We start from the raw sequence: 24,749 nt of genomic DNA on the forward strand, positions 1-24,749 counted from the left end.
ATTAATTCGCTCCGGGATATGCCCCGTTTTTTGCCATACTCATCAGGCGAGCCACTCGCTCCTCAGTCGGCGGATGGGTTGAAAACAACTGGGCAAGGCCGCCCGCACTTAAGGGATTCAAAATCATCATTTGGGCAGTTTCAGGATGTTGCTCAACCGCCTGAAATGGGATGCCCTGAGCATAGTTATGAATTTTCTCTAGTGCATGCGCTAACGCCTCGGGATCTGAACTAATTTCTGCTCCTCCGCGATCCGCTTCATATTCTCTTGCGCGTGAAATACTCATCTGAATCAAGCTAGCAGCAATCGGCGCCAGAATTGCCACCATCAAACTGGCTATTGGGTTGTTTGGTCTACCCTCAGAGTCACGCCCACCAAAAAACATCGCGAAGTTTGCTATTGCAGAGATAGCGCCAGCCATTGTGGCGGCGACAGTTGAAATTAAGATATCGCGATGCCGCACGTGCGCCAACTCGTGGGCCATCACACCGCGTAATTCGCGATTAGAGAGTATTTTCAAAATCCCAGTCGTGGCAGCGACCGATGCATTGTCTGGGTTGCGTCCTGTTGCAAAAGCATTGGGTGCATCCTCATCAATTAAAAATACTTTGGGCATTGGAAGGTCGGCCTTTTCGGAAAGCTCCTTAACAAGCCCATAGAACTGAGGCGCAGACCTCTCGTCGACCTGTTGAGCATTGGTCATTTTCAAGACCATCGTGTCTGAGAACCAGTAGCTGAAGAAGTTCATGCCAACAGCCATTAGCAATGCCATCAACATGCCCTGTTCGCCACCAAGCATCCCGCCGACCACAATAAATAAAGCGGTAATTGCGGCCATCAAAACAGCAGTCTTTGCAAAATTAAACATTTCTACTCCTTTGCATGAAAGCACAACAATTTTTCAGTGGGGGTCATAGACTGTATACATGTCTTGGCACTCATTCTTTTTCCGCCTGGCTTTTGCATTTCCAAAACCTCAATGACGCCATTACCAGATTGGACGTATACACCGTCCTCGCTAAAGCCCAATACTTCGCCTACGTTTGTGGTTTCGCTATAAAGGCCTGCTTTTGGAAGACGAGAATCCCAAAACTTGATTGACTGACCTTCGAGAGCGCTTGTTGCACCAGGAAAAGGATTAAACGCACGAATTCGAAAATCTATTTGGCTTGCACTTAAACGCCAATCGATTTCTGCCTCTGTTTTTAATATCTTTTCTGCGTAGGTAATGCCGACTGTCGGCTGCGGCGTTCTGTTTAAGCTTTTGCCTTCTTGCAACTCTCGCAAAACATCCACAATTAATTTAGCGCCTAAATCTGACAGTCGATCGTGTAAGCTCTCACTCGTTTCTCCGGAGGCTATTTCAAGATCTGCGACTAAAACAGTGTCGCCAGTATCGAGCCCTGCGTCCATTTGCATGATGCAAACGCCGGTTTTGGCATCTCCTGCCTCAATCGCTCTTTGAATTGGGGCTGCACCGCGCCAACGCGGCAATAACGAAGCATGAATATTAAAGCTGCCATGTCTACCTGGCTTTTGCGCTATATCTAGAACCTCTTGAGGAAGAATTAAGCCATAAGCCACCACAACCATTGCATCAAATTCAATTTCAGAAAGCAGCCGATAGGTTTCTAAGGCTTGCGCCTTCTTTACAGGATCTGCATGATTGACTTTAAGTGTTTCTGGCTGCAATACAGGGATATGATTTTCTATTGCAAACTCTTTCACGGGGCTTGCTTGTAGGTGCCTTCCCCTGCCCGCACGCCGATCAGGCTGCGTAAGCGCCAAAACAATTTCGTGGCCCGCGCGATGAATTGCACGCATTGCTTGTGCAGCAAATTCTGGGGTACCAGCAAATACAATTTTCATTGGGGCGCTTAGCGCTGACTCTCTAATTCTTTTGCGCGCTTCTTCATTTTTTGTGAAATACGACTGCGCTTGAGAATTGATAAATACTCAACAAACACTTTGCCCTGCAAATGGTCTAGCTCATGCTGCAAGCAAACCGCCAGAAGACCATCTGCATCTAACTCAAATTCCTTGCCTTTAATGTCTAAAGCTTTTACTCGTATCTCGGAAGGTCGCTCAACCTCATCGTAGTAATCGGGCGCTGAAAGACATCCTTCACGCCAAGATTTCTTTTCGGGGCTTGCCCAAATAATTTCTGGGTTGATAAAAACCATGAGCTCGTTTTGATCATCAGACACATCAATGACTACGATGCACTCATGTATATCTACCTGAGTTGCAGCGAGGCCAACGCCCGGTGCCTCATACATAGTCTCTGCCATATCGGCGACTATTTTCTGAATGCGCTCATCCACTTGTGCCACAGGTTTGGCAACCTTGTGCAAGCGCGGGTCTGGATAACAAAGGACGGGTAATAAAGCCATATAAGAATTATCTAACAGAGCAATCCATCTGTCCTGATTGCTGCAATTTCCCTAAAGATCAAAATTGTTTGATGCAGACAATAAAACCATCCGACCCGATCGTCAAAATTGCACGCGGGACCAAATATTACCCGGCGCGTTTAAATGATTTACATGACCCGCCCAGCAATCTATATATAAAAGGGGATGTCCACTTGCTGCGCCAGCCCATGATCGCCATCGTCGGCTCTCGAAACGCCAGCGCCGAAGGCCTACAAAACTCGAGTGTGCTGGCTAAGGCGCTAGCTCGGGCAGGCCTGCTTATCCTCTCTGGGATGGCAAAAGGGGTTGATGGCGCAGCCCATAGAGCTTGTATTGAATTGGGGGTGAATCACTTCACGGGCGCCGTATTTGGGACGGGCGTTGATGTTATTTATCCCAGGGAACATGTTGGGCTAGCAAAAACAATTAGCCAGCAGGGGCTTTTGTTGTCTGAATTTCCTCCGGGAACTGGGGCCCAGCGCCTTCACTTTCCAAGGCGCAACAGAATCATTGCAGCCCTAGCCCTGGGTGTCGTGGTGGTTGAGGCCGCCGAAAAATCAGGCTCTCTTCTCTTATTACTGCGCGCCTAGCCGCAGACCTTGGAAGAGAGGTATTTGCAGTGCCCGGGTCTATTCAGAGCGCCAACTCAGGGGGTTGCCACCTACTTATTCAGCAGGGGGCAAAACTGGTCCGCGGGCTGGCGGACATTCTAGAAGACCTCCATTTATAGGCAAAAACCGTGTTTAAAGGATCTTAAATGGGGTTTTGTAGAAAAATTAGGGGGTTTCTGGGGTCGCCTAAACCGGCTGAAATGTGGCTTTTTGGACTTTTCTTAATTTATCGGTTAATAATAAAAAAGGGGTAAGCAATAGACCAATTCCTGATTTGGTTTAAATTGTTCATCCTTTTTCCTTCCCTATTAAAAACATCATTTCAGGCTCAAATTTAGGCAAACGCGTGGCTAAAGCATCTACCAAAAGCAGCTCAAAGACCTCATCCGTGGACCACCCTAAGGCGCTCATCATTGCCGAGAAGCCCTCGGTTGCAAACGATATCGCCAAAGCCTTGGGTGGCTTTACCAAATACGAGGACTATTTCGAGAGCGGCGACTTCCTAATTTCGTCAGCCGTTGGTCACCTTTTAGAAATCGCCGCCCCAGAAGAATATGACGTTAAGCGCGGTAAATGGTCTTTTGCCAATCTACCTGTTGTGCCGCCTTATTTTGATTTGCGCCCTATCGCCAAGACCGAGTCTCGTCTTAAGGTTTTACAAAAACTCATTAAGCGTAAAGACGTTACTGCTTTAATTAATGCATGTGACGCGGGACGAGAAGGTGAGCTGATTTTCCGTTTAATTGCTCAGCACACCAAAGCATCGCAGTCCATTAAACGTCTTTGGTTGCAATCCATGACACCGGCCACCATTAGAGAAGGCTTTACTAATCTGCGCTCTGATGAAGACATGCAGCCGCTAGCAGATGCAGCGCGTTGTCGCTCCGAAGCAGACTGGTTGGTTGGCATTAATGGCACCCGCGCCATGACTGCTTTTAATAGCAAGAGCGGTGGATTTTTTCTAACAACAGTTGGCCGCGTACAAACACCAACACTTTCAATTGTTGTCGAGCGAGAAGAATTAATTCGTAAATTTGTTTCTAAAGATTACTGGGAAGTTAAAGCTGAATTTATTGCTGCAGCCGGCATCTATGAAGGCCGCTGGTTTGACCCGAAGTTTAAGAAAGATGCCGCCGAACCTGATGCCCGTGAGAATCGTCTCTGGAGCGAGGCTGCTGCACAAAGCATCGTTGCTGCATGCCGTGGAAAAAAAGCAACCGTAACTGAAGAAGCCAAGCCAGCGACGCAATTAGCGCCACAGCTATTTGACTTAACCAGCTTGCAACGCGAGGCAAACGCACGTTTTGGTTTCTCTGCAAAAAATACTTTAGGTCTCGCACAGGCCCTCTATGAGCGCCATAAAGTCTTGACCTATCCACGTACTGATGCCAAAGCGCTTCCCGAAGATTATCTCGATACAGTGAAACAAACTATGGAGAATCTTGCGGAGCATTCGCAAGACTACCGCGCATTTGCTAAGCAAATTTTGCAAGGCGATCCAAAAGATCCGAAAGCAAAAGCGGGCTATGGCTGGGTAAAACCAAATAAGCGTATTTTTGATAATTCCAAAATTTCAGATCACTTTGCGATCATTCCAACCCTTGAGACACCCAAGAGCTTAAGTGAGCCAGAAGCAAAACTTTACGACTTGGTGGTGCGCCGTTTCTTAGCGGTCTTTTATCCTGCGGCTGAATTCCGAGTTACAACCCGAATTACAGAGGCATCTGGACACCATTTCAAGACCGAGGGACGGGTGCTGGTAAATCCAGGCTGGCTCACAGTCTATGGCAAGTCTAACCAGGCCGATGATGAGCTCGTGCCAGTACAAGAGGGTGAAAGCGTTCAGAACGAAGCTGTAGTGGCCGTACCCTTAAAAACTAAGCCTCCTGCACGCTATACCGAGGCGACCTTGCTGTCAGCCATGGAAAGTGCCGGCAAGTGGGTTGATGATGACGAAATGCGCGAGGCGATGGCAGAAAAAGGCCTGGGAACTCCTGCAACGCGCGCGGCCATTATTGAAGGTCTGCTAGCTGAAAAATATATTGTGCGTGAAGCGCGTGAACTTATCCCAACAGCAAAAGCATTTCAATTAATGACTTTGTTGCGCGGCTTAGATGTGGAAGAGTTAACCCGTCCTGACTTAACTGGCAGCTGGGAAAACAAACTCTCGCTCATTGAACAAGGCAAGATGAATCGCGACACCTTCATGCAAGAAATTGCACAGATGACGCAACGCATTGTGAAGCGCGCCAAGGAATATGACAGCGACACCATTCCCGGTGATTACGCAACGATGACCACGCCATGCCCACACTGTAAGGGTCCGGTAAAGGAAAACTATCGTCGCTTTGCTTGCGAGAAGTGTGGATTTACGATTAGCAAAACACCTGGTGGGCGCGCCTTTGAATACCCAGAGGTTGAAGAGTTGTTGCGCGAAAAATCCATCGGACCACTGCAAGGGTTCCGCAGCAAAATGGGGCGCCCATTTGCAGCAATCATTAAGTTAAGCGAAATACCGGAAGATGATGCTGACTATCCAAATGCAGGCTTCAAATTAGAGTTCGACTTTGGCAACACACAGGATGATGAATCCGAGGCCATTGATTTCACGGGACGACTGGCTTTAGGCGCATGTCCTAAATGTTCCGGTGCAGTCTATGAAGATGGCATGCGCTATGTTTGCGAAAGCAACACGGGCCCGAGCAAATCGTGCGACTTTAAAACTGGCAAAGTCGTTTTACGGCAAGCGATTTCGCAAGAACAGGTTCAAAAGTTGTTAAAAGAAGGTAAGACTGATCTTTTAACCAACTTTAAGTCGAACCGCACTGGACATGGCTTTAAGGCTTACTTAGCGTTGGGTGCCGATGGAAAGATTGGCTTTGAATTTGAGGCCAAAGCACCCAAGGCTGCGGGCGCAGCTAAACCAGCAGCGAAGAAACGTGCTGGGGCAAGCGCCGCAACCAAGTCAGCAGCAAAACCTAAGCGCGCCAGCAAAACAAAATCATCCTCTAGCAGTTGAGCTGTAATTAACTTTGCCGCAAGCGCAGACCACAAAACGCCTCGCGATCCCAGGGCAGTAGCCAAGAAAATCCCTGGGCGCCAATGATTGGCAGGCGATCGCCAGCAACACATCGGACGCCTACAAACTCACCTTTTTTATGGAGCTCATCAAGCACGCCGCCCCCATAATTAACTAGGCCGTTGGCTTGTTCGCGATTAAATGCATCGCTGCTATCCCTAGGGGATAAGTCGTCTTCGCCCTCATCAAAACTAGAGCCAACAATCCACTGATAATCGCCACCCTCAAGCCGCTCCGCCGGAAAACAGTAGCCATCGCCAGAGATGCCTACTCTTGGCAATTTTTCTATCCATGAGCTATTTTTTTGAATCGAGAAAATACTTAACTGGCCCCGCACTGGCTTCAGCGGCAGGCGAACGCCAATGCTGCTCATCAAGGCCTTACTTTCAATTGCTGCGGCAACCACCAACTTATCTGCAGACAGAATATATTCATTTTCTGAATTAAATAATTTCCACTTGCCACAGCACTCTCTTCTAATCGAGCAATGCGTGTATTGAACAAGCAGCTCAGTCCATCTTGAGGGCGCAAGAGATCATTGCTCGCCTCAAATAAATTTAAACTCGCACCTCGAGGCAACCAAGTTCCGCTCTGCGCAATGCCGCATTTTTCTTTGGCGTTTTGCGCATCTAAAGCAATCGCCATTTCTTCATCCAACCCAAGAGATTGAAGGTGGGCAGCAAGCTGGGCGTGATCAAAGGCTTTGTCTTTTTTGCTTGGCTGAAATATTCCATGCTGGCGCCAAGCCTTGCCCCATCTAGCTTCAGCCAACAAAAATGCAATGCGCGTTAAACGCAATAAACGTGGCGAATCCTTACCAATATGTGGGTGGGCAATTGCATATGCGTGACTAGAACAGGCTGTGGCGGGAGAGGATGCTGCGTCAACAATGCAGACTGATTTACCGCGATGAAGTAATTCATTGGCATTTGTGGCGCCACAAATGCCTGCCCCAATCACCACTATTTCATGGTGTTGGGGTTTGGTCATTAAACTAATTTAAATAAAACGTTTTGTATTGCTAAGACTATGCGCTGATGCAATTAAGCATTTAAACGTTGTTCAATTTTGGAACGAGTCTCTTTCAACTCTTTTGGTAAACGATCGCCCAAATGATCAAACAACTCGGTGTGTAACTTCAACTCATTCTTCCAGTCATCAATTCCAACATTGATGGCTTTAGTGAAGCTCTCTGCTGAGTAGTCAAGACCACCCCAATGCATATCGGCGTACTCTGGAGTAATACCAAACGGAGTTTCTTTGCCATTTGCCTTGCCTTCTGCACGATTCAAAATCCATGAGAGAACGCGCATGTTTTCACCGAAGCCAGGCCACACAAATTTGCCGTTCTCGTCTTTGCGGAACCAATTCACACAATAGATTTTTGGCAATACTGCGCCTTCAGCCTCAAGCTTCTTGCCAATATTGAGCCAGTGCTGGAAATAGTCGCTCATGTTGTAACCAGCAAATGCGATCATCGCAAATGGGTCACGACGTACAACGCCGATCTGGCCAGTAATTGCTGCGGTAGTTTCTGAGCCCAATGTTGCAGCCATGTAAACACCCTCAACCCAGTCACGCGCTTCGCTAACCAAAGGCACCGTGTTTGAACGACGACCGCCAAACAAGAATGCATCAATTGGAACGCCCTCTGGATCATCCCATTTAGGATCAACTGCTGGGTTATTGGTTGCTGCCACCGTAAAGCGTGAGTTTGGATGTGCGGCTTTGCGTCCAGCAGCACCATCAGCTGGAGTCCAGTCTTTGCCTTGCCAATCAATCAAGTGTGCAGGAGGCGTGTCTGTCAAACCTTCCCACCAAACATCACCATCATCCGTCAAGCCAACGTTAGTAAAGATAACGTCTTGATTCAAAGAGTCGATACAGTTTTGGTTGGTTTGACGATTTGTACCTGGAGCAACGCCAAAGTAACCAGACTCTGGATTAATCGCAAATAAACGGGTCTTACCAGTCACGGCATCTTTACGTGGCTTGATCCATGCAATGTCGTCACCAATAGTGGTTACCTTCCAGCCATCAAAACCTTTTGGCGGAATCATCATGGAGAAATTAGTTTTGCCACAAGCAGACGGGAACGCAGCCGCGATGTGGTATTTCTTGCCTTCAGGTGAAGTCACGCCAAGGATCAACATATGTTCTGCTAACCAGCCTTGATCGCGGCCCATGTTAGAGGCAATGCGCAATGCAAAGCATTTTTTACCTAACAAAGCATTGCCGCCGTAGCCCGAACCAAAAGACCAGATCTCACGAGTCTCTGGGTAATGAACGATGTACTTGTTCTTATTGTTTGGCCATGCAACGTCTTTTTCGCCAGCAGCCAAAGGCTTGCCAACAGTGTGGATACAAGGAACGAATTCGCCATCGGCACCCAACTGATCAATAACTGCCTTGCCCATGCGGGTCATGAGCTTCATATTGATTACAACGTATGGGCTATCGGATAACTCAACGCCGATGTGTGCAATTGGTGAGCCAATTGGGCCCATGGAGAATGGCGCTACATACATTGTTCTGCCGCGCATGCAACCATCAAACAAAGGCTGCAATATTGCGCGCATTTCGCTTGGCTCAACCCAGTTATTAGTCGGGCCTGCATCTTCTTTTTTGGCGGAGCAGATAAATGTACGGTCTTCGACGCGCGCCACATCCCCAGGATCAGAAAGCGCTAAAAATGAGTTTTTGCGCTTGGCTGGATTGAGGCGCTTGAAAACACCTGCTGAAACCAACAGCTCGCAAAGCTCATCGTACTCAGCTTGGGAGCCATCACACCAACGAATTGCATCGGGCTTGGTAAGGGCGGCAACTTCACCTACCCACTCGATTAAACGCTTGTTTTTAACGTAAGCCGGCGCATTTACATTGATCTGGCCGCTGGTAGTTGAAGTCATATGTTTCGTTTCCTTATGAAGATTGAATTTTTTAATAATCCAATGATTTTAACATTTTGGGCAAATTTATACCTTCTGCCCTACACCGCACAAACCCTTTACTTGCCGATGCAGAATTGGCTGAAAATTTTGCCTAAAAGGTCGTCCGGAAGCAGCTTTCCAGTGATTTCTCCAAGGCGGCCCTGGGCCAAAGAGAGCTCTTCTGCAAATAACTCCAGCGAATTGTTGCCATTTGCTGCGAATTCTTCGGATTTTGCAATATGTTCTGCGGCGCGCTCCAGGCAGTCTAAATGCCTTCTGCGAGCGATAATTGCGCCCTCTTGAGAGCCGCCCCAACCTGCGATTTCAAGGATTTTTTGCTTTAGGGCCTCAATTCCATCACCAGTTTTGGCTGAAATCAACAGGGCGTCTTTTAGCTCCGCTTTTGAGCCCTGATCAAGCAAATCTGCCTTGTTAAACACCTCCAATACAGAGCACTTGGATGGTAATGCTGCCAATATTTGCTCTTTTAGGTCATCCTGCCCCTGGTTTGAATGCGAGTCTGACAAGAAAATCACCAAGTCGGCCAAACGAATAGCCTCCCAGGACCGTTCAATGCCTTTTGCTTCAACCACATCAGCCGTTTCTCTCAGGCCGGCCGTATCGATGATGTGCATTGGCACGCCCTCTATCGAAATGCTTTCTTTTACGCGGTCACGAGTAGTTCCTGCAATGGGGGTAACAATGGCCACCTCTTCACCTGCGAGCCTATTTAGCAGCGAGCTTTTTCCAACATTGGGAGCTCCAGCCAAAACCAGCTGTACGCCGTCGCGCAAAATTTTTCCTTGCTTAGCACCTTCGCGCAAGGCTTGTAGTTTTGCTTTCACAGCTGATAAGCGTTGTCTTGCCTGTGCGTTCTCTAGAAACTCAATTTCTTCTTCGGGGAAATCTAGAGTCGACTCAACCAGAATGCGTAATTGGGTAATTTCCTCAATAAGATCATTAATATCATTTGAAAACTCGCCCTGCAAAGAGCGCGCAGCTCCACGCACCGCAGCTTCGCTTTGCGCATCCATGAGGTCAGCAATTGCTTCTGCCTGGGCCAAATCAATTTTGTTATTGAGATAGGCGCGTAAAGTAAATTCACCCGGCTCAGCAATTACCAGGCCTTCATCCTTGCCCAACTCCAAGCAGCGCTTCATTACCAACTCGAGGAGATGAGGGCCTCCATGACATTGAAGCTCTAAAACATCCTCGCCCGTAAAAGATGCAGGCGCAACAAAATGAATGGCAATTAGCTGGTCAATTGCTTGACCGGCAGCATCGCGCAAAGTAAGTAAGTTGGCTTGGCGTGGCGCAAGCTTTTTTTGGAACAGGGCCGCTGCAATAGCATTGAGATTTTGTCCGCTAATGCGGATAACGCCAACCCCGGCTTTGCCTGGGGCAGTAGCTACAGCAATGATGGGCAACTTTCCAGTCATCATTGCTGTGCGTTTTCTATTGAGCTTGGATGCCGTGCTTAATTACTTGGCTGGCTTTTTTCCAAACGTATTGTTGATCTGCCACTGCTGTGCGATCGACAACAAGTTATTCACAACCCAGTACAAAACCAGACCAGCCGGAAAGAAGAAGAACATGATCGAGAAAACGATTGGCATGTACATCATCACCTTAGCCTGAATTGGATCTGGCGGCGTTGGATTAAGTTTGGCTTGTACAAACATAGATACGGCCATAACGACCGGCAAGATGTAATACGGATCTGGAACAGATAAGTCATGTATCCACAAAACCCAAGGTGCGCCGCGCATCTCAACCGATGACAATAACACCCAGTACAAAGAAATGAATACTGGAATCTGAATCACAACAGGCAAACACCCACCCAATGGGTTGATCTTCTCTTTGCGATACATCTCCATCATTGCTTGATTGAGTTTTTGTGGCTCACCCTTATATTGCTCTTTCATGGCAGCTAGGCGTGGCCGGACTTCCTTCATGCGAGCCATAGATTTATAACTAGCAGCAGACAAGGGGAAGAAAACCAGCTTAATGAGGATCGTCAATAGAATGATTGACCAGCCCCAGTTACCCACATATGAGTGAATATTTTCTAGCAACCAGAAAATGGGTTTGGCCAAAATGGTCAAGTAACCATAATCTTTCAACAATTCAAAACCTGGGGCAATAGTTTCCAGAACGCTCTCTTCTTGAGGTCCAACAAAGAGGCGTGCTTTTTCTACCAAAGTAGCGCCAGGGGCAACAACACCAAGGGGTGTCTGCATTCCGATGTGGTACAGGCCGTTATCTATTTTTCCTGCATAAATATCGCGAGCAGATTTGTCGCCGGGAATCCAGGCGCTTGCGAAGTAGTGTTGAACCATAGCAATCCAAGCTGGATCGCCGGCCGCAACTTGCGTAGGAATCGTAATTTTGTTTTTATCAATGGCCGTAAATTCGAGCTTGTTAAATTTCTCTTTTGCAGTATAGACGGCAGGGCCCGTAAAGGTGCTTGCTGAAAAAGCGCCGTCAAATGGGCCAATTTTTTGTTCTTGCGTAGCATCGCGCACGATCTCTGTGTAGAGAACCAAAGGGCTTGCATTGGGTGAAGCCTGTGTAACGCGGTGACCAACATCAACAACATAACTTCCCGGATTTAAAACAAATGTTTTTTCAAGCTTAACGCCATTACGTTCGCTAGCAAAAATCGCAAATGGCCTACCAGAACCATCTTTACCAGATTGAATTAGCTTGAAAGGCGAGGTGTGGTTTGGCAAATCATTGTTGCCCAATGAAATTAAGCCAGATCGCGCAAAGTATTTGTGGGTGGGGGTGTATTGAAACAACTCAACCGGCTTTTTCTCAGGTGTAAGTTGCTTGAGCAATTTTGCGTCAATGACATTTGCGCCGCTTGCGCTGATCTCTAAAACCAGCACATCATTTTGTAGTGTGAATTTTTCGGCGCCCTCAATGGCACCACTATTAACAGCTGGGGTTGCAGCAACTACCGGTGACCCAGACAACTGGGTTGGTACATCAACCTTATTGTTTCCTACAGCCTTATCGGCTGTGGCTGGGGCGCTTACTTGCGCACCACCAAACAAAGATGGTTTGCCTTCATGAACCTGCCAATTGTTGTAGAGCATCAGACCCGACATCGAGAATACTGCCCAAAGAATTGTTTTTTTAAAGTCCATTTGCATTCACTTAATTTAATGAGATGTTTGTTTTACTGCAGGGTCGTGACCGCCTCGTGACCATGGGTTACAGCGCAAAATGCGCCACACCATTAAGCCAAAACTCTTAACGAATCCGTAATGATTGAAGCAGTCGCAAGCGTATTGTGAGCAGCTAGGCACAAACTTGCATTGAGTACCAAAATAAGGGCTAAGGGAAAGTTGATAAATTCTTACCAACTTTACCGCCACATAATTTAGTGGGCGCACCTTAAATCAATCCTGATACTTGTGCGCGCAAGAGCGTCTTTTCTTTTTTTCTGAGTCTGCCACGGGTTTCGCGACCAATTGGTTTTTTAAGCTTCACCACAACATCCTCTTTAAGGTTTGTGGATTGGGCTGCTCGAACCAGTTCGCGAATCATCCGCTTTAAGCGATTTCGGTCTACAGCTCTTTTGGCCAATTTCTTAGCTACCGCAATTCCTAGATCAGGCTTTTGACCGTCCTTGGTGGACGCAAAATACATACCCCAATACAAACTTGTCTTGGGGCGTATTTTTAATAATTCAGAAATCCTTGCGCTGTTCAACGATTAATTAAACAGCTAAACGTTTGCGGCCTTTTGCACGGCGAGCATTTAATACTGCGCGTCCGCTTTTGGTTTTCATGCGAATGCGAAAGCCGTGGGTACGTTTACGACGTGTTACTGAGGGTTGGTATGTTCTTTTCATGATAGATCCCGGGAAAACCAAATATTTTCCTTGTTGCAGAGCAAAAGGTCAATCTATCTTGGTGAATATGTAGGTGTTTTTCTCTATTTTTAGGTGGTTTTTATCTAAATCGTTAATTTAAATAGAGATTTTTTCTTTATTCACAAGTTATCCACAGCTTTTACACGTTTTTCTAGCTTGTGGATAACTTTGGGCTATCGCTACAATGCAATGGATCCTCCAAAAATATGAGCAACCTACACAATCCCCCCACCTTGAATTCAATCAGCCCACTGGGTTTTTGGGATGATGCTATTGGCATTTTATCCCGCGAGCTGTCGCCCCAACAGTTTAAAACATGGATTCAACCATTAACCCTATTGTCGCAAGAGGATTGTGAATACTCACTAACAATTGGCGCTCCCAATAGATTTAAATTGGATTGGATCAAAAAAACATTTGCCGACCGTTTTCAAGAATTGGCAGCGCAGCACTTTGGCCGCCCCATTAATGTCAATTTTGCATTGGCCCCGGAGGGTGCTCCAGCAACCCAAAACACAGGCTCAACTCCAATCCCAGAGGCTGCGATGGCGATGCTGCAACCCTCGACAAGCCCCGAGCCAGACACAACGACATCTCTAGAAGAGGGTGCTTTTGAGATTGGGGATCACTCAAAACTTAACCCAAACCTTACTTTTGAAACTTTTGTGACTGGTAAAGCAAACCAACTGGCAAGGGCGACATCTATTCAGGTGGCACACAACCCGGGCACCTCATATAACCCAATGTTTTTGTATGGCGGCGTGGGTCTGGGTAAAACCCACTTAATACATGCAATTGGAAACCATCTTTTAAAGGAAAAGCCCAACGCACGAATTCGCTACATTCATGCTGAACAGTACGTTTCTGATGTGGTGCGCGCTTATCAACAAAAGGCTTTTGATCGATTTAAGCGCTATTACCACTCGCTTGATTTGTTACTAATTGACGATATTCAGTTCTTTAGCGGCAAATCACGAACTCAAGAGGAGTTCTTTTACGCATTCGAGGCGCTCCTTAGCAATAAGTCCCAAGTCATCATTACTAGCGACACCTATCCCAAAGAGATGGCGGGGATTGACGACCGCCTCATCTCGCGATTTGACTCTGGGCTAACCGTGGCAATTGAGCCACCGGAGCTAGAAATGCGCGTTGCCATCTTAATGAAGAAGGCGATTAGCGAAGGCATCCCCATGAGTGAGGATGTGGCTTTCTTTGTTGCCAAACACCTTCGCTCTAACGTGCGCGAGCTTGAAGGCGCATTACGCAAGATCCTTGCCTTTGTTCGCTTCCACGGCCGTGAGGTCACTATTGATGTGGCCAGGACAGCCTTAAAAGACCTGCTTTCAATCCAAAATCGACAAATTTCCGTGGAAAACATCCAAAAGTCGGTGGCAGACTTTTACAGCATTAAGGTTGCTGATATGTACTCCAAAAAGAGGCCTGCCAATATCACTAGACCACGTCAGATTGCTATGTTTATGGCCAAAGAGCTGACACAAAAAAGCCTTCCCGAGATTGGTGAATTATTTGGTGGCAGGGACCACACAACCGTTTTGCATGCTGTTCGCAAGATAGCGGATGAAAGGGCTCACGATAGTCAGTTAAATCACGAAATTCATGTGATTGAGCAAACCTTAAAGGCTTAAATTTTCCCTGTGAATAAGCCTAGGGATAAGTTTGGGGATTAGATGTGGATAAATTGTGGAAAGATCCAGCTTCATGCAAAAATAGGAGATTGATAAAAAGTTATCCCCTTTTTATGCAGCGTTTATACAAAAGTTTTCCACAGGTTTTTTTGGTTTTAATGTGTTGTTTTTGATGGGGTTTTTGACTTATCCACCGAAATAGAGAGCCCTATTACTATTACTACTAAGATACATACAAGGGTTTAAAAGCAATGCAACTAGTTAATACTTCGCGCGATAACTTACTAAAACCGCTTCAGGTTGTTAGTGGCATTGTTGAACGTAGACACACATTGCCAATTTTGGCAAACCTACTCTTTAAGAAAAATAGAGAAAAGGTTTCTTTTGTCTCTACCGATATCGAGATTCAAATTACAACGAACGCAAATTTCGGCGTTGGTTCTGAAGATGTAACCACTACCGTTGCAGCAAGAAAGTTGTTGGATATTTTGCGTGCACTCCCTGAGGGGCCGGTGGCTTTAAATCTTAAGGACAATCGTATGGTTGTTCAAAGCGGTAAGAGTCGTTTCTCATTACAGACCTTATCGGCTACTGAATTTCCAATCATGCAAACAGTGGGTGAAGTGACTGCAGCTTGGAAGATGACGCAAAAGAATTTCCGTCAGCTAATCAGCCAGGTACATTTTTCAATGGCACAACAAGACATTCGTTACTACTTAAACGGGATGTTGTTGGTGATTGAAGGTAAAGAGGTTGTTGCCGTTGCGACCGATGGCCATCGCTTGGCTTATTCTCAGGTTGAGTTGGCTGAAGCACCTTCTGGGTCTGGTCAAAAGCAAGAAATTATTATTCCTCGCAAAACCATTCTTGAGTTACAGCATCTCTTAGAGGATTCAGATGAGTTGTTGGAAGCACGCTTAACTGCGAAACAGGCAAAATTTGCTTTTGGCGACATTGAACTGATTTCCAAATTGGTTGAGGGTAAATTCCCGGATTTTCAAAGAGTGATTCCAAAAGGCCATAAAAATTCATTGGTTGTTGGTCGCGATGAACTTCAGGCCGCACTCCAACGCGCTGCAATTCTGACCACAGATAAATTTAAAGGTGTGCGCTTCTCTTTATCTCCAAATCGCATCACCATTCAATCTACCAATGCGGAGCAAGAAGAAGCGCAAGAAGAGATTGAAACCGAGTATGGTGGTGATGCGGTTGAGATTGGATTTAACGTAAGTTATTTATTAGATGTTTTATCAAGCCTAAAGACTGAGAAGATTCAAATTAGCTTAGGTGATGCAAACAGCAGTGCTGTAATTACTCTGCCTGGCTCAGAGAACTTTAAGTATGTTGTGATGCCAATGCGTATTTAATTTAGAAAAAAATGACTGAAGAAAAAAAACTAGTAGAGCAGTACGGCGCTGCATCGATTCAAATCTTAGAGGGTCTTGAGGCTGTTCGTAAACGCCCTGGAATGTACATTGGAGACATCTCCGATGGAACAGGTCTACATCACCTTGTTTTTGAGGTTTTAGATAACTCTATTGACGAGGCATTGGCCGGCTATTGTTCTGAGATTACGGTGGTTATTCAAACTGATAACTCTATTTCCATTGTCGATAACGGTCGTGGTGTCCCAACCGGTATTAAATACGATGATAAGCACGAGCCAAAAAGAAGTGCTGCTGAAATCGTAATGACTGAGCTTCATGCTGGCGGTAAGTTCGACCAGAATAGCTACAAAGTTTCTGGTGGTCTTCATGGTGTGGGTGTTAGTTGTGTAAATGCACTATCTAAATGGTTAAAGCTAACCATTCGTCGCGATGGTAAAGCTCATTACATGGAGTTTGCTCGCGGGGTTATACAGAATCGCAATGTAGTTGATGAGAATGGTGTTTCGGTTTCCCTGATTACCGTTACTGGTGACACTGAGTTGTCAGGTACCGAGGTCCACTTTTTAGCTGATGAAGAAATCTTTGGAAACGTAGAGTTTCATTATGAGATTTTAGTTAAGCGCATTCGCGAACTATCTTTCTTAAATAATGGCGTACACATCAAGTTAATTGATCAGCGCACAGGCCAAGAGGAAGATTTTGCTTTCTCTGGTGGTGTTAAAGGATTTGTTGAGTACATCAACCAAACTAAAAATGTCTTACATCCAAATATTTTTTACGCGGAAGGCGTTCGTCCTTCAGATCTCGGCGGTCAAATTACAGCCGAAGTTTCTATGCAGTGGAATGACAGTTTTGGTGAACAGGTGCTTTGTTTTACCAACAACATTCCTCAGCGAGATGGTGGTACCCATCTAACGGGCTTGCGCGCGGCAATGACGCGCGTTATCAATAAATACATTGATGAAAATGAAGTCGCCAAAAAAGCTAAAGTAGAAATCTCTGGCGATGACATGCGCGAAGGTTTGGCCTGTGTTCTTTCTGTCAAAGTTCCTGAGCCAAAGTTTTCAAGCCAAACCAAAGACAAACTTGTATCTAGCGAAGTTCGTGGCCCTGTAGAGGAAATTGTTGCGGAAGCATTAAGTGCATATTTGCAAGAGCGCCCAGCCGATGCAAAGATTTTGTGCGGAAAGATTGTTGATGCTGCGCGCGCTCGAGAAGCTGCTCGCAAAGCGCGCGATATGACTCGTCGCAAGGGCGCTTTAGACGGTTTGGGTTTGCCTGGAAAGCTGGCTGATTGCCAAGAGAAGGACCCATCTAAGTCCGAATTATTTATCGTTGAGGGAGACTCCGCGGGCGGTTCTGCTAAGCAGGGTCGCGATCGTCGCTTCCAGGCCATTCTTCCTTTAAAAGGAAAAATCCTAAACGTTGAAAAAGCGCGCTTTGACAAAATGCTCGCCAGCCAAGAGGTTGTTACCTTAATTACTGTTCTTGGAACGGGTATTGGCATTGAAGAATATAAGGCTGACAAGCTTCGCTATCACCGCATCATCATCATGACCGATGCTGACGTTGACGGAAGTCACATTCGCACACTCTTGTTAACATTCTTCTATAGACAGATGCCGGAGTTAATTGAGCGTGGCCACATCTATATTGCCCAACCACCACTTTATAAGGTGAAGTTTGGTAAGAATGAGCAATACATTAAGGATGACAACGAATTAAACCAACTGTTGTTAAAGATAGCGTTGGAAACCGCGTCCTTGCAGACCCCATCTGGAGAGGTTGTTGAGGGTGATGCACTTAATGAGCTTGCAAAGCACTATCAAGTAATTCAGTCAATTGTTGACCGCCTCTCGCGCACAATAGATGAAGATGCTTTGCGCGCAATCGCTTCTGGTACACCATTAAATCTCGACACCGAGAAATCTGCTAATGAGTCAGCAGATCGTTTACGACAGGCGCTTGCTGATTCACTTAACCCATTGGCTTTACCACCAGAAATTATTGTTCAAAAAGAAGACCGCACTGAGCGTTTCCGTTTGTTGTTGTCACGTCGCATTCACGGAAACCTAAAGCTGTCCTCAATTAACTCCGATTTTGTTCATGGCGATGACTATCAAAGTCTTGCGAATGCGGCAGCTGTTTTGTCTGGCAAGGTGGTGCCGGGTTCAAAAGTTCGCCGCGGCGATCCCGATAAGAATCAGAAAGAGCAAACCATTGGCGACTTTAGGGCCGCATTTGCATGGTTGCTGTCTGAAGCAGAGCGCGTTCTAAGTCGTCAACGCTACAAAGGTCTTGGTGAGATGAATCCTTCGCAGCTGTGGGAAACCACTATGGATGCAAGCTCAAGAACCTTGCTGCAGGTGAAGATTGAAGATGCCATTGCGGCCGATCAAGTCTTTACAACACTTATGGGGGACGAGGTAGAACCTCGCCGCGCGTTTATTGAAAAGAACGCGCTTATTGCTCGCAACCTAGACGTTTAATTTATGGCATCCAAAAAATCAAAGCCACCAAAGGTGGATCGATCTTCTATTGTTGTTAAGTCTTCCCCCATCCACGGGAAAGGCGTCTTTGTTGCTAAGCCGATTAAAAAAGCCAAGCCATTATTGAGTATCAGGGTGAGCGTATTAGTTGGAAGCTGGCTGAAAAGCGCCACCCACACGATCCAAAAGACCCAAATCACACCTTTTATTTTTCTTTAGAAGATGGTCGGGTAATTGATGCTAAGTACGGCGGCAATGCTGCGCGCTGGATTAATCACTCTTGCGCACCCAGTTGCGAGGCGCGTGAGGATGATTTTGGTGGCGAGCCACAGGTATTTATTTATGCAAAGCGCGCACTCAAGGTTGGTGAAGAGTTGTTCTATGACTACTCATTGGATGTTGAGGGCCGCATTACTAAGCAAATGAAAAAAGACTACGAGTGTCGTTGTGGTGCAAAAAAGTGCCGCGGCACTATGCTTGCATCTAAGAGTAAATAAACAGAGTTATTTCTAATGTTGTACGTAACAATCCAAGAGCTTGAGGCCGCCATCAATTACTGGCGCAGCCAGTCGCCATCAGAGGGTGACGAGCTCCGTCTGTGTGCTGAGGCCTCGGCCCTCGCCAAGCCATATGCACTCATGATTATTCAAGGCTCACAACGTATCCCTGTGGATGTTTTGGATGAACTAGCGCGATCTGCGGTGCAAAAATTTACCAAAGTCACCCAAACAAAATAAGCATTTCTCCTTTTCGTATTTAGGGTTATCGCTATATAAGACAAGGCCGTCTTGGGTTATCCTCAATGTCTTGCTCTATTTAGAGGGTAAAAGATTGCAAGAGACGATATTAAAAACAATTGGACTGGGGAAATCTTTTAAAGGATTTTCTGCAGTTACTGATGTCAACCTGGATGTCACCAGGGGGACTATTCACGCGTTGATTGGCCCTAACGGCGCCGGAAAAACAACCTGCTTTAATTTGCTAACAAAGTTTCTGGAGCCAAGTAGCGGCCAAATCTTGTTTAATGGGTTTGATATCACCAATGAGGCGCCGGCTCAAATTGCCCGCCGAGGCGTAATTCGGTCTTTTCAGATCTCCGCTGTGTTTCCGCATCTGACTGTTTTGGAAAACGTTCGTGTTGCACTGCAGCGAGGTTTGGGTACAGAGTTCCACTTTTGGAAATCCGGCAACTCTTTGAATGTTCTAAATGACCGTGCGCTGGAGTTATTGCATGAAGTTGGTTTGGAGGACTTTGCCCATGAAGAGACCTTAAATCTGGATTATGGCCGTAAAAGAGCGCTCGAAATTGCCACCACCTTGGCTATGGAGCCAGAGTTAATGCTCCTGGATGAGCCAACTCAAGGAATGGGCCATGAGGATGTCGAGTGTGTAACCGAATTAATTGATCGCGTGGCCAAGGGCCGCACCATCTTGATGGTTGAGCACAACATGAAGGTTGTTTCATCCATTGCCGACAAAATTACCGTGTTGCAGCGGGGTTCAGTTTTGGCAGAGGGTTCATATCACGAGGTTTCTACCAACCCCTTGGTTGTAGAGGCTTATATGGGTAGCCATGGGGGAGACAACCTATGAGCACAATGGCGTTAGAGGTTAAGAACCTAGAGTCTTGGTATGGCGAGTCCCATATTTTGCACGGCGTTAATTTTGCTGTGCGCGACGGCGAGGTTGTTACTTTGCTTGGGTGCAATGGAGCGGGGCGAAGCACCATACTAAAAACCATTCTTGGCTTAACCAGCAAGAGAACCGGTTCGGTAGAGATCTACGGCACACAAACTATTGATATGCCAACGTACAAAATTGCACGCTTGGGCGTTGGGTTTTGTTCTGAAGAAAGAGGAATCTTTGCTAGCCTAAGTACCGAAGAGAATTTATTACTTTTGCCGGAGATTGCTCCGGGCGGCATGGGTTTGGATGAGATTTACGAAATGTTTCCTAATCTCTATGAGAGGCGCAACAGCCCTGGCACTCGGCTGTCTGGCGGCGAACAACAAATGTTGGCCATGGCGCGAATCTTAAGAACCGGCGCCAAGCTTTTGTTGCTTGACGAAATTACTGAAGGTTTGGCACCAGTGATTGTGCAAAAGTTGGGAGAGGTCGTAACCAGCCTTCGTAACAAGGGCTTCACGATTGTGTTGGTTGAGCAGAATTTCCGTTTTGCGGCACCTTTGGCGGATCGCCATTATGTGGTGGAGCATGGAAATGTGGTTGAGGTTGTAAATCAGAATGAGCTTGCTGAAAAAGCAACGCTATTAAATGAGTATCTTGGTGTTTAGTGGATTTCTATAGGAGACGGTAATGAAGTTAAAGCAAATAACCGCGTGTCTGGTTGCGGCGACCATGTTTGGTTCAAACCCAGTGTTTGCGCAAAATGCACCAAAAGTTAGTGGTGATGTTATTAAGATCGGCGTATTGACCGACCTGTCATCAACTTATTCTGACTTGGCTGGTCCAGGCGCTGTAATTGCAGCAAAGATGGCAATTGCTGATTTTTCTAAAGACGGCACTGTTGTTGGAAAGAAAATTGAGATTGTTAGTGCTGACCACCAAAATAAGGCCGACATTGCCGCTAATAAAGCCCGCGAATGGTATGACAAGGATGGCGTAGACGTTATCGTTGAGCTAGTTTCTACCAACGTTGCCTTGGCTGTAATGGAAGTTGCCGAGCAAAAAAATAAGATTACCTTGGTTTCTGGAGCGGCTTCTTTGCCAATCACCAACGAAAAATGTACTGCCAATAACGTACATTGGACTTACGACACATACGCTCTTTCAAACGGAATAGCCAAAGCGGTTGTAAAACAAGGTAAAAAGAACTGGTACTTCCTAACTGCTGACTATGCTTTTGGCGCAGCTTTGGAAAAAGACTCAACCAACGTTGTGAATGCTAATGGCGGTAAGGTTTTAGGAACCAGCAAGCATCCATTCCCTGATAGCGATTTTTCATCCTATCTTTTGAAGGCGCAGGCTAGTGGAGCTGACGTAGTGGCTTTAGCAAATGCGGGACAGGACACTATTAATAGCGTTAAGCAAGCATCTGAATTCAGTATCAACAAAAAACAAACAGTTGTTCCTCTGTTAATGTTTATCTCTGACGTTCACTCTTTAGGTCTGCCTGCCGCTCAAGGCATGTACCTTACAGAGGGCTTCTATTGGGATAGGGACGACAAGACCCGCGCATTTTCTAAGCGTTTTATTTTGCAGCATAAGCGTATGCCAACCAGCGTTCAAGCTGGCGTTTATTCATCCGTTCTTGCTTACTTAAGTGCAGTACAAAAATCGGGTACCGATGACACACAGGCGGTTATGAAGGCTTTGAAGTCTACAAACATTGATGACGGCCTCTTCAAAGGCAAGATTCGTGCTGACGGCAAATTTGAGCATGACATGTATTTGCTGGAAGTGAAGAAGCCTGCTGACTCTAAGAGCCTATGGGATTATTACAACGTCAAGGCGGTGATTCCTGCTGCTGAAGCTACACAACCGCTCTCATTGTCACGATGCAAGCTGGTTACTAACAAGTAATTAACCTTAATTAAGCATGTTTGAACTTCTCGGAATTACCCCCCCCAAGGGCTGGTAGCCCAGCTCTTGGGGGGGCTTATTAATGGCTCGTTTTACGCCATATTGAGCTTGGGACTGGCCATTATTTTTGGCCTTCTCAACATTATTAATTTTGCTCATGGCGCTCAATACACCATGGGTGCATTTATCGCCTGGATTGGCTTAACTCAGATCAGCCAGTGGCTCGGCTTTCCTGATCTTTCCATCAACTATTGGTTTGCATTGATTGTTGTGCCACTAGTGTTGGCGGGTTTCGGTTTGATTCTTGAGCGAACCATGCTGCGCCGTTTGTATCACCTTGATCACTTATATGGCCTACTCCTCACGTTTGGTTTGGCTTTGATTATTGAGGGTATGTTCCGTCATTGGTATGGCATCTCCGGCGAGAGCTATCCAGCTCCTGAGCTGCTGCAGGGTGCGATCCCCCTTGAGTCTATTGGCATCATCTTGCCAAAATACCGTTTATGGGTAGTAGTTATTTCTTTGGTTGTGTGCTTCTCTACCTGGTATGTAATTGAGAAAACAAAACTCGGGGCTTATCTACGTGCGGGCACTGAAAACCCAAAATTGTTACAAGCTTTTGGTATCAATGTTCCTTTGATGATTTCTTTGGCCTACGCTTATGGCGTTGGTCTTGCGGGCTTCGCTGGTGTTTTGGCTGCCCCAATATTTCAAGTTAACCCATTGATGGGTTCAAACCTCATCATTGTTGTTTTTGCAGTGGTTGTAATCGGTGGTATGGGCTCCATCATGGGCGCCATCTTGACCGGTTTAGGTTTGGGCTTGGTTGAGGGCCTTACCAAAGTCTTTTACCCAGAAGCTTCTGGCGTTGTTATTTTTGTGATCATGGCAATTGTTTTGTTGATTCGCCCTGCTGGACTATTTGGGCGGGAGAAATAATCATGAATCCAAAAACAAAAATGTTGTACGGCATCTTAGTGTTGATTGCCCTATTGCTGCCTTTCCAAGACTTCATTTACCTCGTCTTCGCAATGAAGGTATTGTGTTTCGCTCTCTTTGCTTGTGCTTTTAATTTGTTGCTTGGCTTCACAGGACTATTGTCTTTTGGGCATGCGGCATTTTTCGGAACCGCCGCTTACATTACCGCCTATTTCTGCAAAGAAGCCGGCCTTTCCCCTGAGTTGGGAATCATCTTGGGCGTCTTTGGCTCTGGCACCCTTGGTTTTTTGATTGGTTCTTTGGCTATTCGCAGACAGGGCATCTATTTTGCGATGGTGACCTTGGCTCTATCGCAAATGATTTACTTCCTAGCGGTTCAGCTGCCATTTACTGGTGGTGAGGATGGAATTCAGGGCGTTCCTCGTGGAATGTTGTTTGGTTTGATTGATTTAAAAGACGACGTTGCGATGTATTACTTCGTTTTGGCCGTTTTCTTGTTTGGTTTCGCTCTCATCATGCGCGCGGCCCACTCCCCGTTTGGTCAGGTACTTAAGGCGATTCGTGAAAACGAGCCTCGTGCCATTTCTTTGGGTTACGACGTTGATCGATTCAAGTTGATGTCTTTTGTAATCTCAGCCGCCCTCGCTGGTTTGGCTGGATCAATGAAGTCGTTGGTATTCCAATTGGCAACATTAACCGATGTGCATTGGCATATGTCTGGCGAAGTGGTGTTGATGACATTACTTGGCGGCATGGGAACCATTCTTGGTCCGGTGGTTGGCGCTGGCATTGTTGTCGGCTTGCAGAACTACTTGGCAAACATTGGCTCGTGGAGCACGATCGCAACGGGCTTTATTTTTGTAATTTGCGTTTTAGCATTTCGTCGTGGCGTTGTTGGTGAAATCGCTGCGCACTTCAAAAACAAAAACTGAGTTTTTGTTTTCCTTTTATTATTTGGTTTTAGTGTGGCGCCAATTTTTAATTGCGCCACACTCATTTAATTAAAAGAGACACTCATCGAATTCTCAATTTATATCTGGCCATTGCTGTTAGCGATGGCTTTTTTTGCCGCTCTAGTTGACGCCGTGGCTGGTGGCGGAGGGCCTCATACAGGTGCCCGCCTTGTTTGCGGCTTATCCTGACGTGCCCCCTGCGACCTTGCTTTCAACCAATAAAGTATCTGCTGTTGGTGGAACCTTAAATGCTGCGCGCAGATATTTGCGTCATGTTTCTTTGCCTTGGGCTGTTGTTGGGCCTGCAATTGTTGCGGGTTTTGTTGGTTCACTCTTAGGTGCTAATGCGGTGAGCAATTTTCCCGCGGAGCCTTTGCGCAAAGCGCTCCCATTTTTATTGTTGTTCTTGTTAATTTATACATGGTTCCAGCCTAACCTCGGTCAGGCCCATGCACCCAAGAGTCTTGGGAGACTTCAACAACTTAAAGGGATTGCGCTTGGTTTGATAATTGGTTTTTACGATGGCTTTTTTGGCCCAGGCACCGGAAGCTTTTTATTGTTTGGATTTGTGCGTTTTTTTTGGCTTTGATTTTTTGCACGCATCGGCCGCTACAAAATTAGTGAATGTTGCAACCAACTTAGCTGCAATCTTGATGCTGGCCAGTCTTGGACAAATTAATTGGACTCTGGGTTTTGCCATGATGATTGCCAATATTGCGGGCAGTCAGTTTGGAGGTCGTTTAGCAATTCAGCATGGCTGCACGTTTGTCAGAAAAGCTTTTCTTGTGATTGTGAGTGTGCTGATTCTGAAGTCTGCCTGGAATGCCTATTTTCTCAATTAAATCAAATACTTAGAAAACTTACCTTTATT

The 24,749-nt window shown here is 46.2% G+C and carries 21 protein-coding genes and 3 pseudogenes; 14 read left to right on the plus strand and 10 right to left on the minus strand.

Annotation, left to right across the window (positions count from 1 at the left end; genetic code table 11):
* Position 1: 1 nt before the first annotated feature.
* Genes htpX through def form a run of 3 tightly spaced genes read right to left on the minus strand, consistent with a single transcriptional unit; the run spans position 2 to position 2,393 of the window.
* A complete protein-coding gene (htpX, locus tag DXE27_RS03270; protein WP_128112891.1) occupies positions 2–868 on the minus strand; it encodes a zinc metalloprotease HtpX in 867 nt (288 codons plus the stop codon).
* 2 nt (positions 869–870) lie between these two features.
* A complete protein-coding gene (gene fmt / locus DXE27_RS03275) occupies positions 871–1,869 on the minus strand; it encodes a methionyl-tRNA formyltransferase (RefSeq protein WP_128112892.1) in 999 nt (332 codons plus the stop codon).
* A gap of 8 nt (positions 1,870–1,877) precedes the next feature.
* A complete protein-coding gene (def, locus tag DXE27_RS03280; protein WP_128112893.1) occupies positions 1,878–2,393 on the minus strand; it encodes a peptide deformylase in 516 nt (171 codons plus the stop codon).
* Positions 2,394–2,464: 71 nt separating this feature from the next.
* Between def and DXE27_RS03285 the strand changes: the two genes are divergently transcribed.
* The 3 genes from DXE27_RS03285 to DXE27_RS03290 all read left to right on the plus strand — a co-directional run bounded on the left by DXE27_RS03285 (position 2,465) and on the right by DXE27_RS03290 (position 6,044).
* Entirely contained in the window at positions 2,465–3,004 is a 540-nt protein-coding gene (locus tag DXE27_RS03285) for a DNA-processing protein DprA (protein WP_269459827.1), read from the plus strand.
* 29 nt (positions 3,005–3,033) lie between these two features.
* The gene (locus DXE27_RS10400; protein WP_415064440.1) at positions 3,034–3,144 is read left to right on the plus strand and encodes a hypothetical protein; all 111 of its coding nucleotides are present in this window, start codon (positions 3,034–3,036) and stop codon (positions 3,142–3,144) included.
* A 227-nt stretch (positions 3,145–3,371) separates the two neighbouring features.
* Positions 3,372–6,044, plus strand: a complete 2,673-nt coding sequence (locus DXE27_RS03290; protein ID WP_231969633.1) for a DNA topoisomerase III — start codon at positions 3,372–3,374, stop codon at positions 6,042–6,044.
* A gap of 7 nt (positions 6,045–6,051) precedes the next feature.
* On the opposite strand, the pseudogene DXE27_RS10405 reads toward DXE27_RS03290, so the two are convergent.
* The 7 genes and pseudogenes from DXE27_RS10405 to rpmH all read right to left on the minus strand — a co-directional run bounded on the left by DXE27_RS10405 (position 6,052) and on the right by rpmH (position 12,899).
* Positions 6,052–7,094: pseudogene (locus DXE27_RS10405) on the minus strand (FAD-dependent oxidoreductase).
* 53 nt (positions 7,095–7,147) lie between these two features.
* Positions 7,148–9,013: a phosphoenolpyruvate carboxykinase (GTP) gene (locus DXE27_RS03305; protein ID WP_128112896.1), complete on the minus strand. Its 1,866-nt coding sequence runs from the start codon at positions 9,011–9,013 to the stop codon at positions 7,148–7,150.
* A gap of 98 nt (positions 9,014–9,111) precedes the next feature.
* Positions 9,112–10,476 carry a tRNA uridine-5-carboxymethylaminomethyl(34) synthesis GTPase MnmE gene (gene mnmE, locus DXE27_RS03310; RefSeq protein ID WP_128112897.1) on the minus strand — a complete coding sequence of 455 codons (1,365 nt, stop codon included), beginning with the start codon at positions 10,474–10,476 and terminating at the stop codon, positions 9,112–9,114.
* A 39-nt stretch (positions 10,477–10,515) separates the two neighbouring features.
* The gene (gene yidC, locus DXE27_RS03315) at positions 10,516–12,189 is read right to left on the minus strand and encodes a membrane protein insertase YidC (protein ID WP_128113694.1); all 1,674 of its coding nucleotides are present in this window, start codon (positions 12,187–12,189) and stop codon (positions 10,516–10,518) included.
* A gap of 15 nt (positions 12,190–12,204) precedes the next feature.
* Complete coding sequence (gene yidD / locus DXE27_RS03320) at positions 12,205–12,438, minus strand: membrane protein insertion efficiency factor YidD (protein ID WP_128112898.1); 234 nt, start codon at positions 12,436–12,438, stop codon at positions 12,205–12,207.
* A gap of 1 nt (position 12,439) precedes the next feature.
* Positions 12,440–12,757, minus strand: coding sequence for a ribonuclease P protein component (gene rnpA / locus DXE27_RS03325; RefSeq protein ID WP_231969634.1), 318 nt, complete (start codon positions 12,755–12,757; stop codon positions 12,440–12,442).
* Positions 12,758–12,764: 7 nt separating this feature from the next.
* Positions 12,765–12,899, minus strand: coding sequence for a 50S ribosomal protein L34 (rpmH, locus tag DXE27_RS03330; protein ID WP_011903922.1), 135 nt, complete (start codon positions 12,897–12,899; stop codon positions 12,765–12,767).
* A 227-nt stretch (positions 12,900–13,126) separates the two neighbouring features.
* Here rpmH and dnaA point away from each other — a divergent pair, with 227 nt between their 5' ends.
* The 11 genes and pseudogenes from dnaA (at position 13,127) to DXE27_RS03385 (ending at position 24,720) form a co-directional block, all read left to right on the plus strand.
* Positions 13,127–14,566: a chromosomal replication initiator protein DnaA gene (gene dnaA, locus DXE27_RS03335; RefSeq protein ID WP_128112899.1), complete on the plus strand. Its 1,440-nt coding sequence runs from the start codon at positions 13,127–13,129 to the stop codon at positions 14,564–14,566.
* 251 nt (positions 14,567–14,817) lie between these two features.
* A complete protein-coding gene (gene dnaN / locus DXE27_RS03340) occupies positions 14,818–15,933 on the plus strand; it encodes a DNA polymerase III subunit beta (protein ID WP_128112900.1) in 1,116 nt (371 codons plus the stop codon).
* Positions 15,934–15,944: 11 nt separating this feature from the next.
* Positions 15,945–18,443, plus strand: a complete 2,499-nt coding sequence (gene gyrB, locus DXE27_RS03345; protein ID WP_128112901.1) for a DNA topoisomerase (ATP-hydrolyzing) subunit B — start codon at positions 15,945–15,947, stop codon at positions 18,441–18,443.
* Positions 18,444–18,446: 3 nt separating this feature from the next.
* Positions 18,447–18,940, plus strand: a pseudogene (locus DXE27_RS03350) (SET domain-containing protein).
* A 15-nt stretch (positions 18,941–18,955) separates the two neighbouring features.
* Positions 18,956–19,180 carry a DUF3717 domain-containing protein gene (locus DXE27_RS03355; protein ID WP_128112902.1) on the plus strand — a complete coding sequence of 75 codons (225 nt, stop codon included), beginning with the start codon at positions 18,956–18,958 and terminating at the stop codon, positions 19,178–19,180.
* 94 nt (positions 19,181–19,274) lie between these two features.
* On the plus strand, positions 19,275–20,036 hold the full coding sequence (locus tag DXE27_RS03360; RefSeq protein ID WP_128112903.1) for an ABC transporter ATP-binding protein: 762 nt from the start codon (positions 19,275–19,277) through the stop codon (positions 20,034–20,036).
* Positions 20,033–20,737 carry an ABC transporter ATP-binding protein gene (locus DXE27_RS03365; protein ID WP_128112904.1) on the plus strand — a complete coding sequence of 235 codons (705 nt, stop codon included), beginning with the start codon at positions 20,033–20,035 and terminating at the stop codon, positions 20,735–20,737. The genes DXE27_RS03360 and DXE27_RS03365 overlap by 4 nt, the downstream gene beginning before the upstream one ends.
* Before the next feature lie 22 nt (positions 20,738–20,759).
* A complete protein-coding gene (locus tag DXE27_RS03370) occupies positions 20,760–21,986 on the plus strand; it encodes an ABC transporter substrate-binding protein (RefSeq protein ID WP_128112905.1) in 1,227 nt (408 codons plus the stop codon).
* Positions 21,987–22,037: 51 nt separating this feature from the next.
* On the plus strand, positions 22,038–22,925 hold the full coding sequence (locus tag DXE27_RS03375) for a branched-chain amino acid ABC transporter permease (RefSeq protein WP_128112906.1): 888 nt from the start codon (positions 22,038–22,040) through the stop codon (positions 22,923–22,925).
* A gap of 2 nt (positions 22,926–22,927) precedes the next feature.
* Positions 22,928–23,857: a branched-chain amino acid ABC transporter permease gene (locus DXE27_RS03380; protein WP_128112907.1), complete on the plus strand. Its 930-nt coding sequence runs from the start codon at positions 22,928–22,930 to the stop codon at positions 23,855–23,857.
* A 123-nt stretch (positions 23,858–23,980) separates the two neighbouring features.
* Positions 23,981–24,720: pseudogene (locus DXE27_RS03385) on the plus strand (sulfite exporter TauE/SafE family protein).
* The last annotated feature ends 29 nt before the right edge of the window (positions 24,721–24,749 follow it).

The sequence above is a fragment of the Polynucleobacter necessarius genome, from assembly GCF_900096755.1.
Taxonomy (GTDB): Bacteria; Pseudomonadota; Gammaproteobacteria; order Burkholderiales; family Burkholderiaceae; genus Polynucleobacter; species Polynucleobacter necessarius_K.

What these genes read in the sequence shown, in the direction of transcription:
- DXE27_RS03355 (WP_128112902.1), top strand. Translation starts at nt 18,956, where the DNA reads ATGTTGTACGTAACAATCCAAGAGCTTGAGGCCGCCATCAATTACTGG.
- rpmH (WP_011903922.1), bottom strand. Translation starts at nt 12,899, where the DNA reads ATGAAAAGAACATACCAACCCTCAGTAACACGTCGTAAACGTACCCAC.
- dnaA (WP_128112899.1), top strand. Translation starts at nt 13,127, where the DNA reads ATGAGCAACCTACACAATCCCCCCACCTTGAATTCAATCAGCCCACTG.
- mnmE (WP_128112897.1), bottom strand. Translation starts at nt 10,476, where the DNA reads ATGATGACTGGAAAGTTGCCCATCATTGCTGTAGCTACTGCCCCAGGC.
- DXE27_RS03285 (WP_269459827.1), top strand. Translation starts at nt 2,465, where the DNA reads ATGCAGACAATAAAACCATCCGACCCGATCGTCAAAATTGCACGCGGG.
- dnaN (WP_128112900.1), top strand. Translation starts at nt 14,818, where the DNA reads ATGCAACTAGTTAATACTTCGCGCGATAACTTACTAAAACCGCTTCAG.
- def (WP_128112893.1), bottom strand. Translation starts at nt 2,393, where the DNA reads ATGGCTTTATTACCCGTCCTTTGTTATCCAGACCCGCGCTTGCACAAG.
- yidC (WP_128113694.1), bottom strand. Translation starts at nt 12,189, where the DNA reads ATGGACTTTAAAAAAACAATTCTTTGGGCAGTATTCTCGATGTCGGGT.
- DXE27_RS03370 (WP_128112905.1), top strand. Translation starts at nt 20,760, where the DNA reads ATGAAGTTAAAGCAAATAACCGCGTGTCTGGTTGCGGCGACCATGTTT.
- DXE27_RS03380 (WP_128112907.1), top strand. Translation starts at nt 22,928, where the DNA reads ATGAATCCAAAAACAAAAATGTTGTACGGCATCTTAGTGTTGATTGCC.
- htpX (WP_128112891.1), bottom strand. Translation starts at nt 868, where the DNA reads ATGTTTAATTTTGCAAAGACTGCTGTTTTGATGGCCGCAATTACCGCT.
- DXE27_RS03365 (WP_128112904.1), top strand. Translation starts at nt 20,033, where the DNA reads ATGAGCACAATGGCGTTAGAGGTTAAGAACCTAGAGTCTTGGTATGGC.
- fmt (WP_128112892.1), bottom strand. Translation starts at nt 1,869, where the DNA reads ATGAAAATTGTATTTGCTGGTACCCCAGAATTTGCTGCACAAGCAATG.
- gyrB (WP_128112901.1), top strand. Translation starts at nt 15,945, where the DNA reads ATGACTGAAGAAAAAAAACTAGTAGAGCAGTACGGCGCTGCATCGATT.
- DXE27_RS03305 (WP_128112896.1), bottom strand. Translation starts at nt 9,013, where the DNA reads ATGACTTCAACTACCAGCGGCCAGATCAATGTAAATGCGCCGGCTTAC.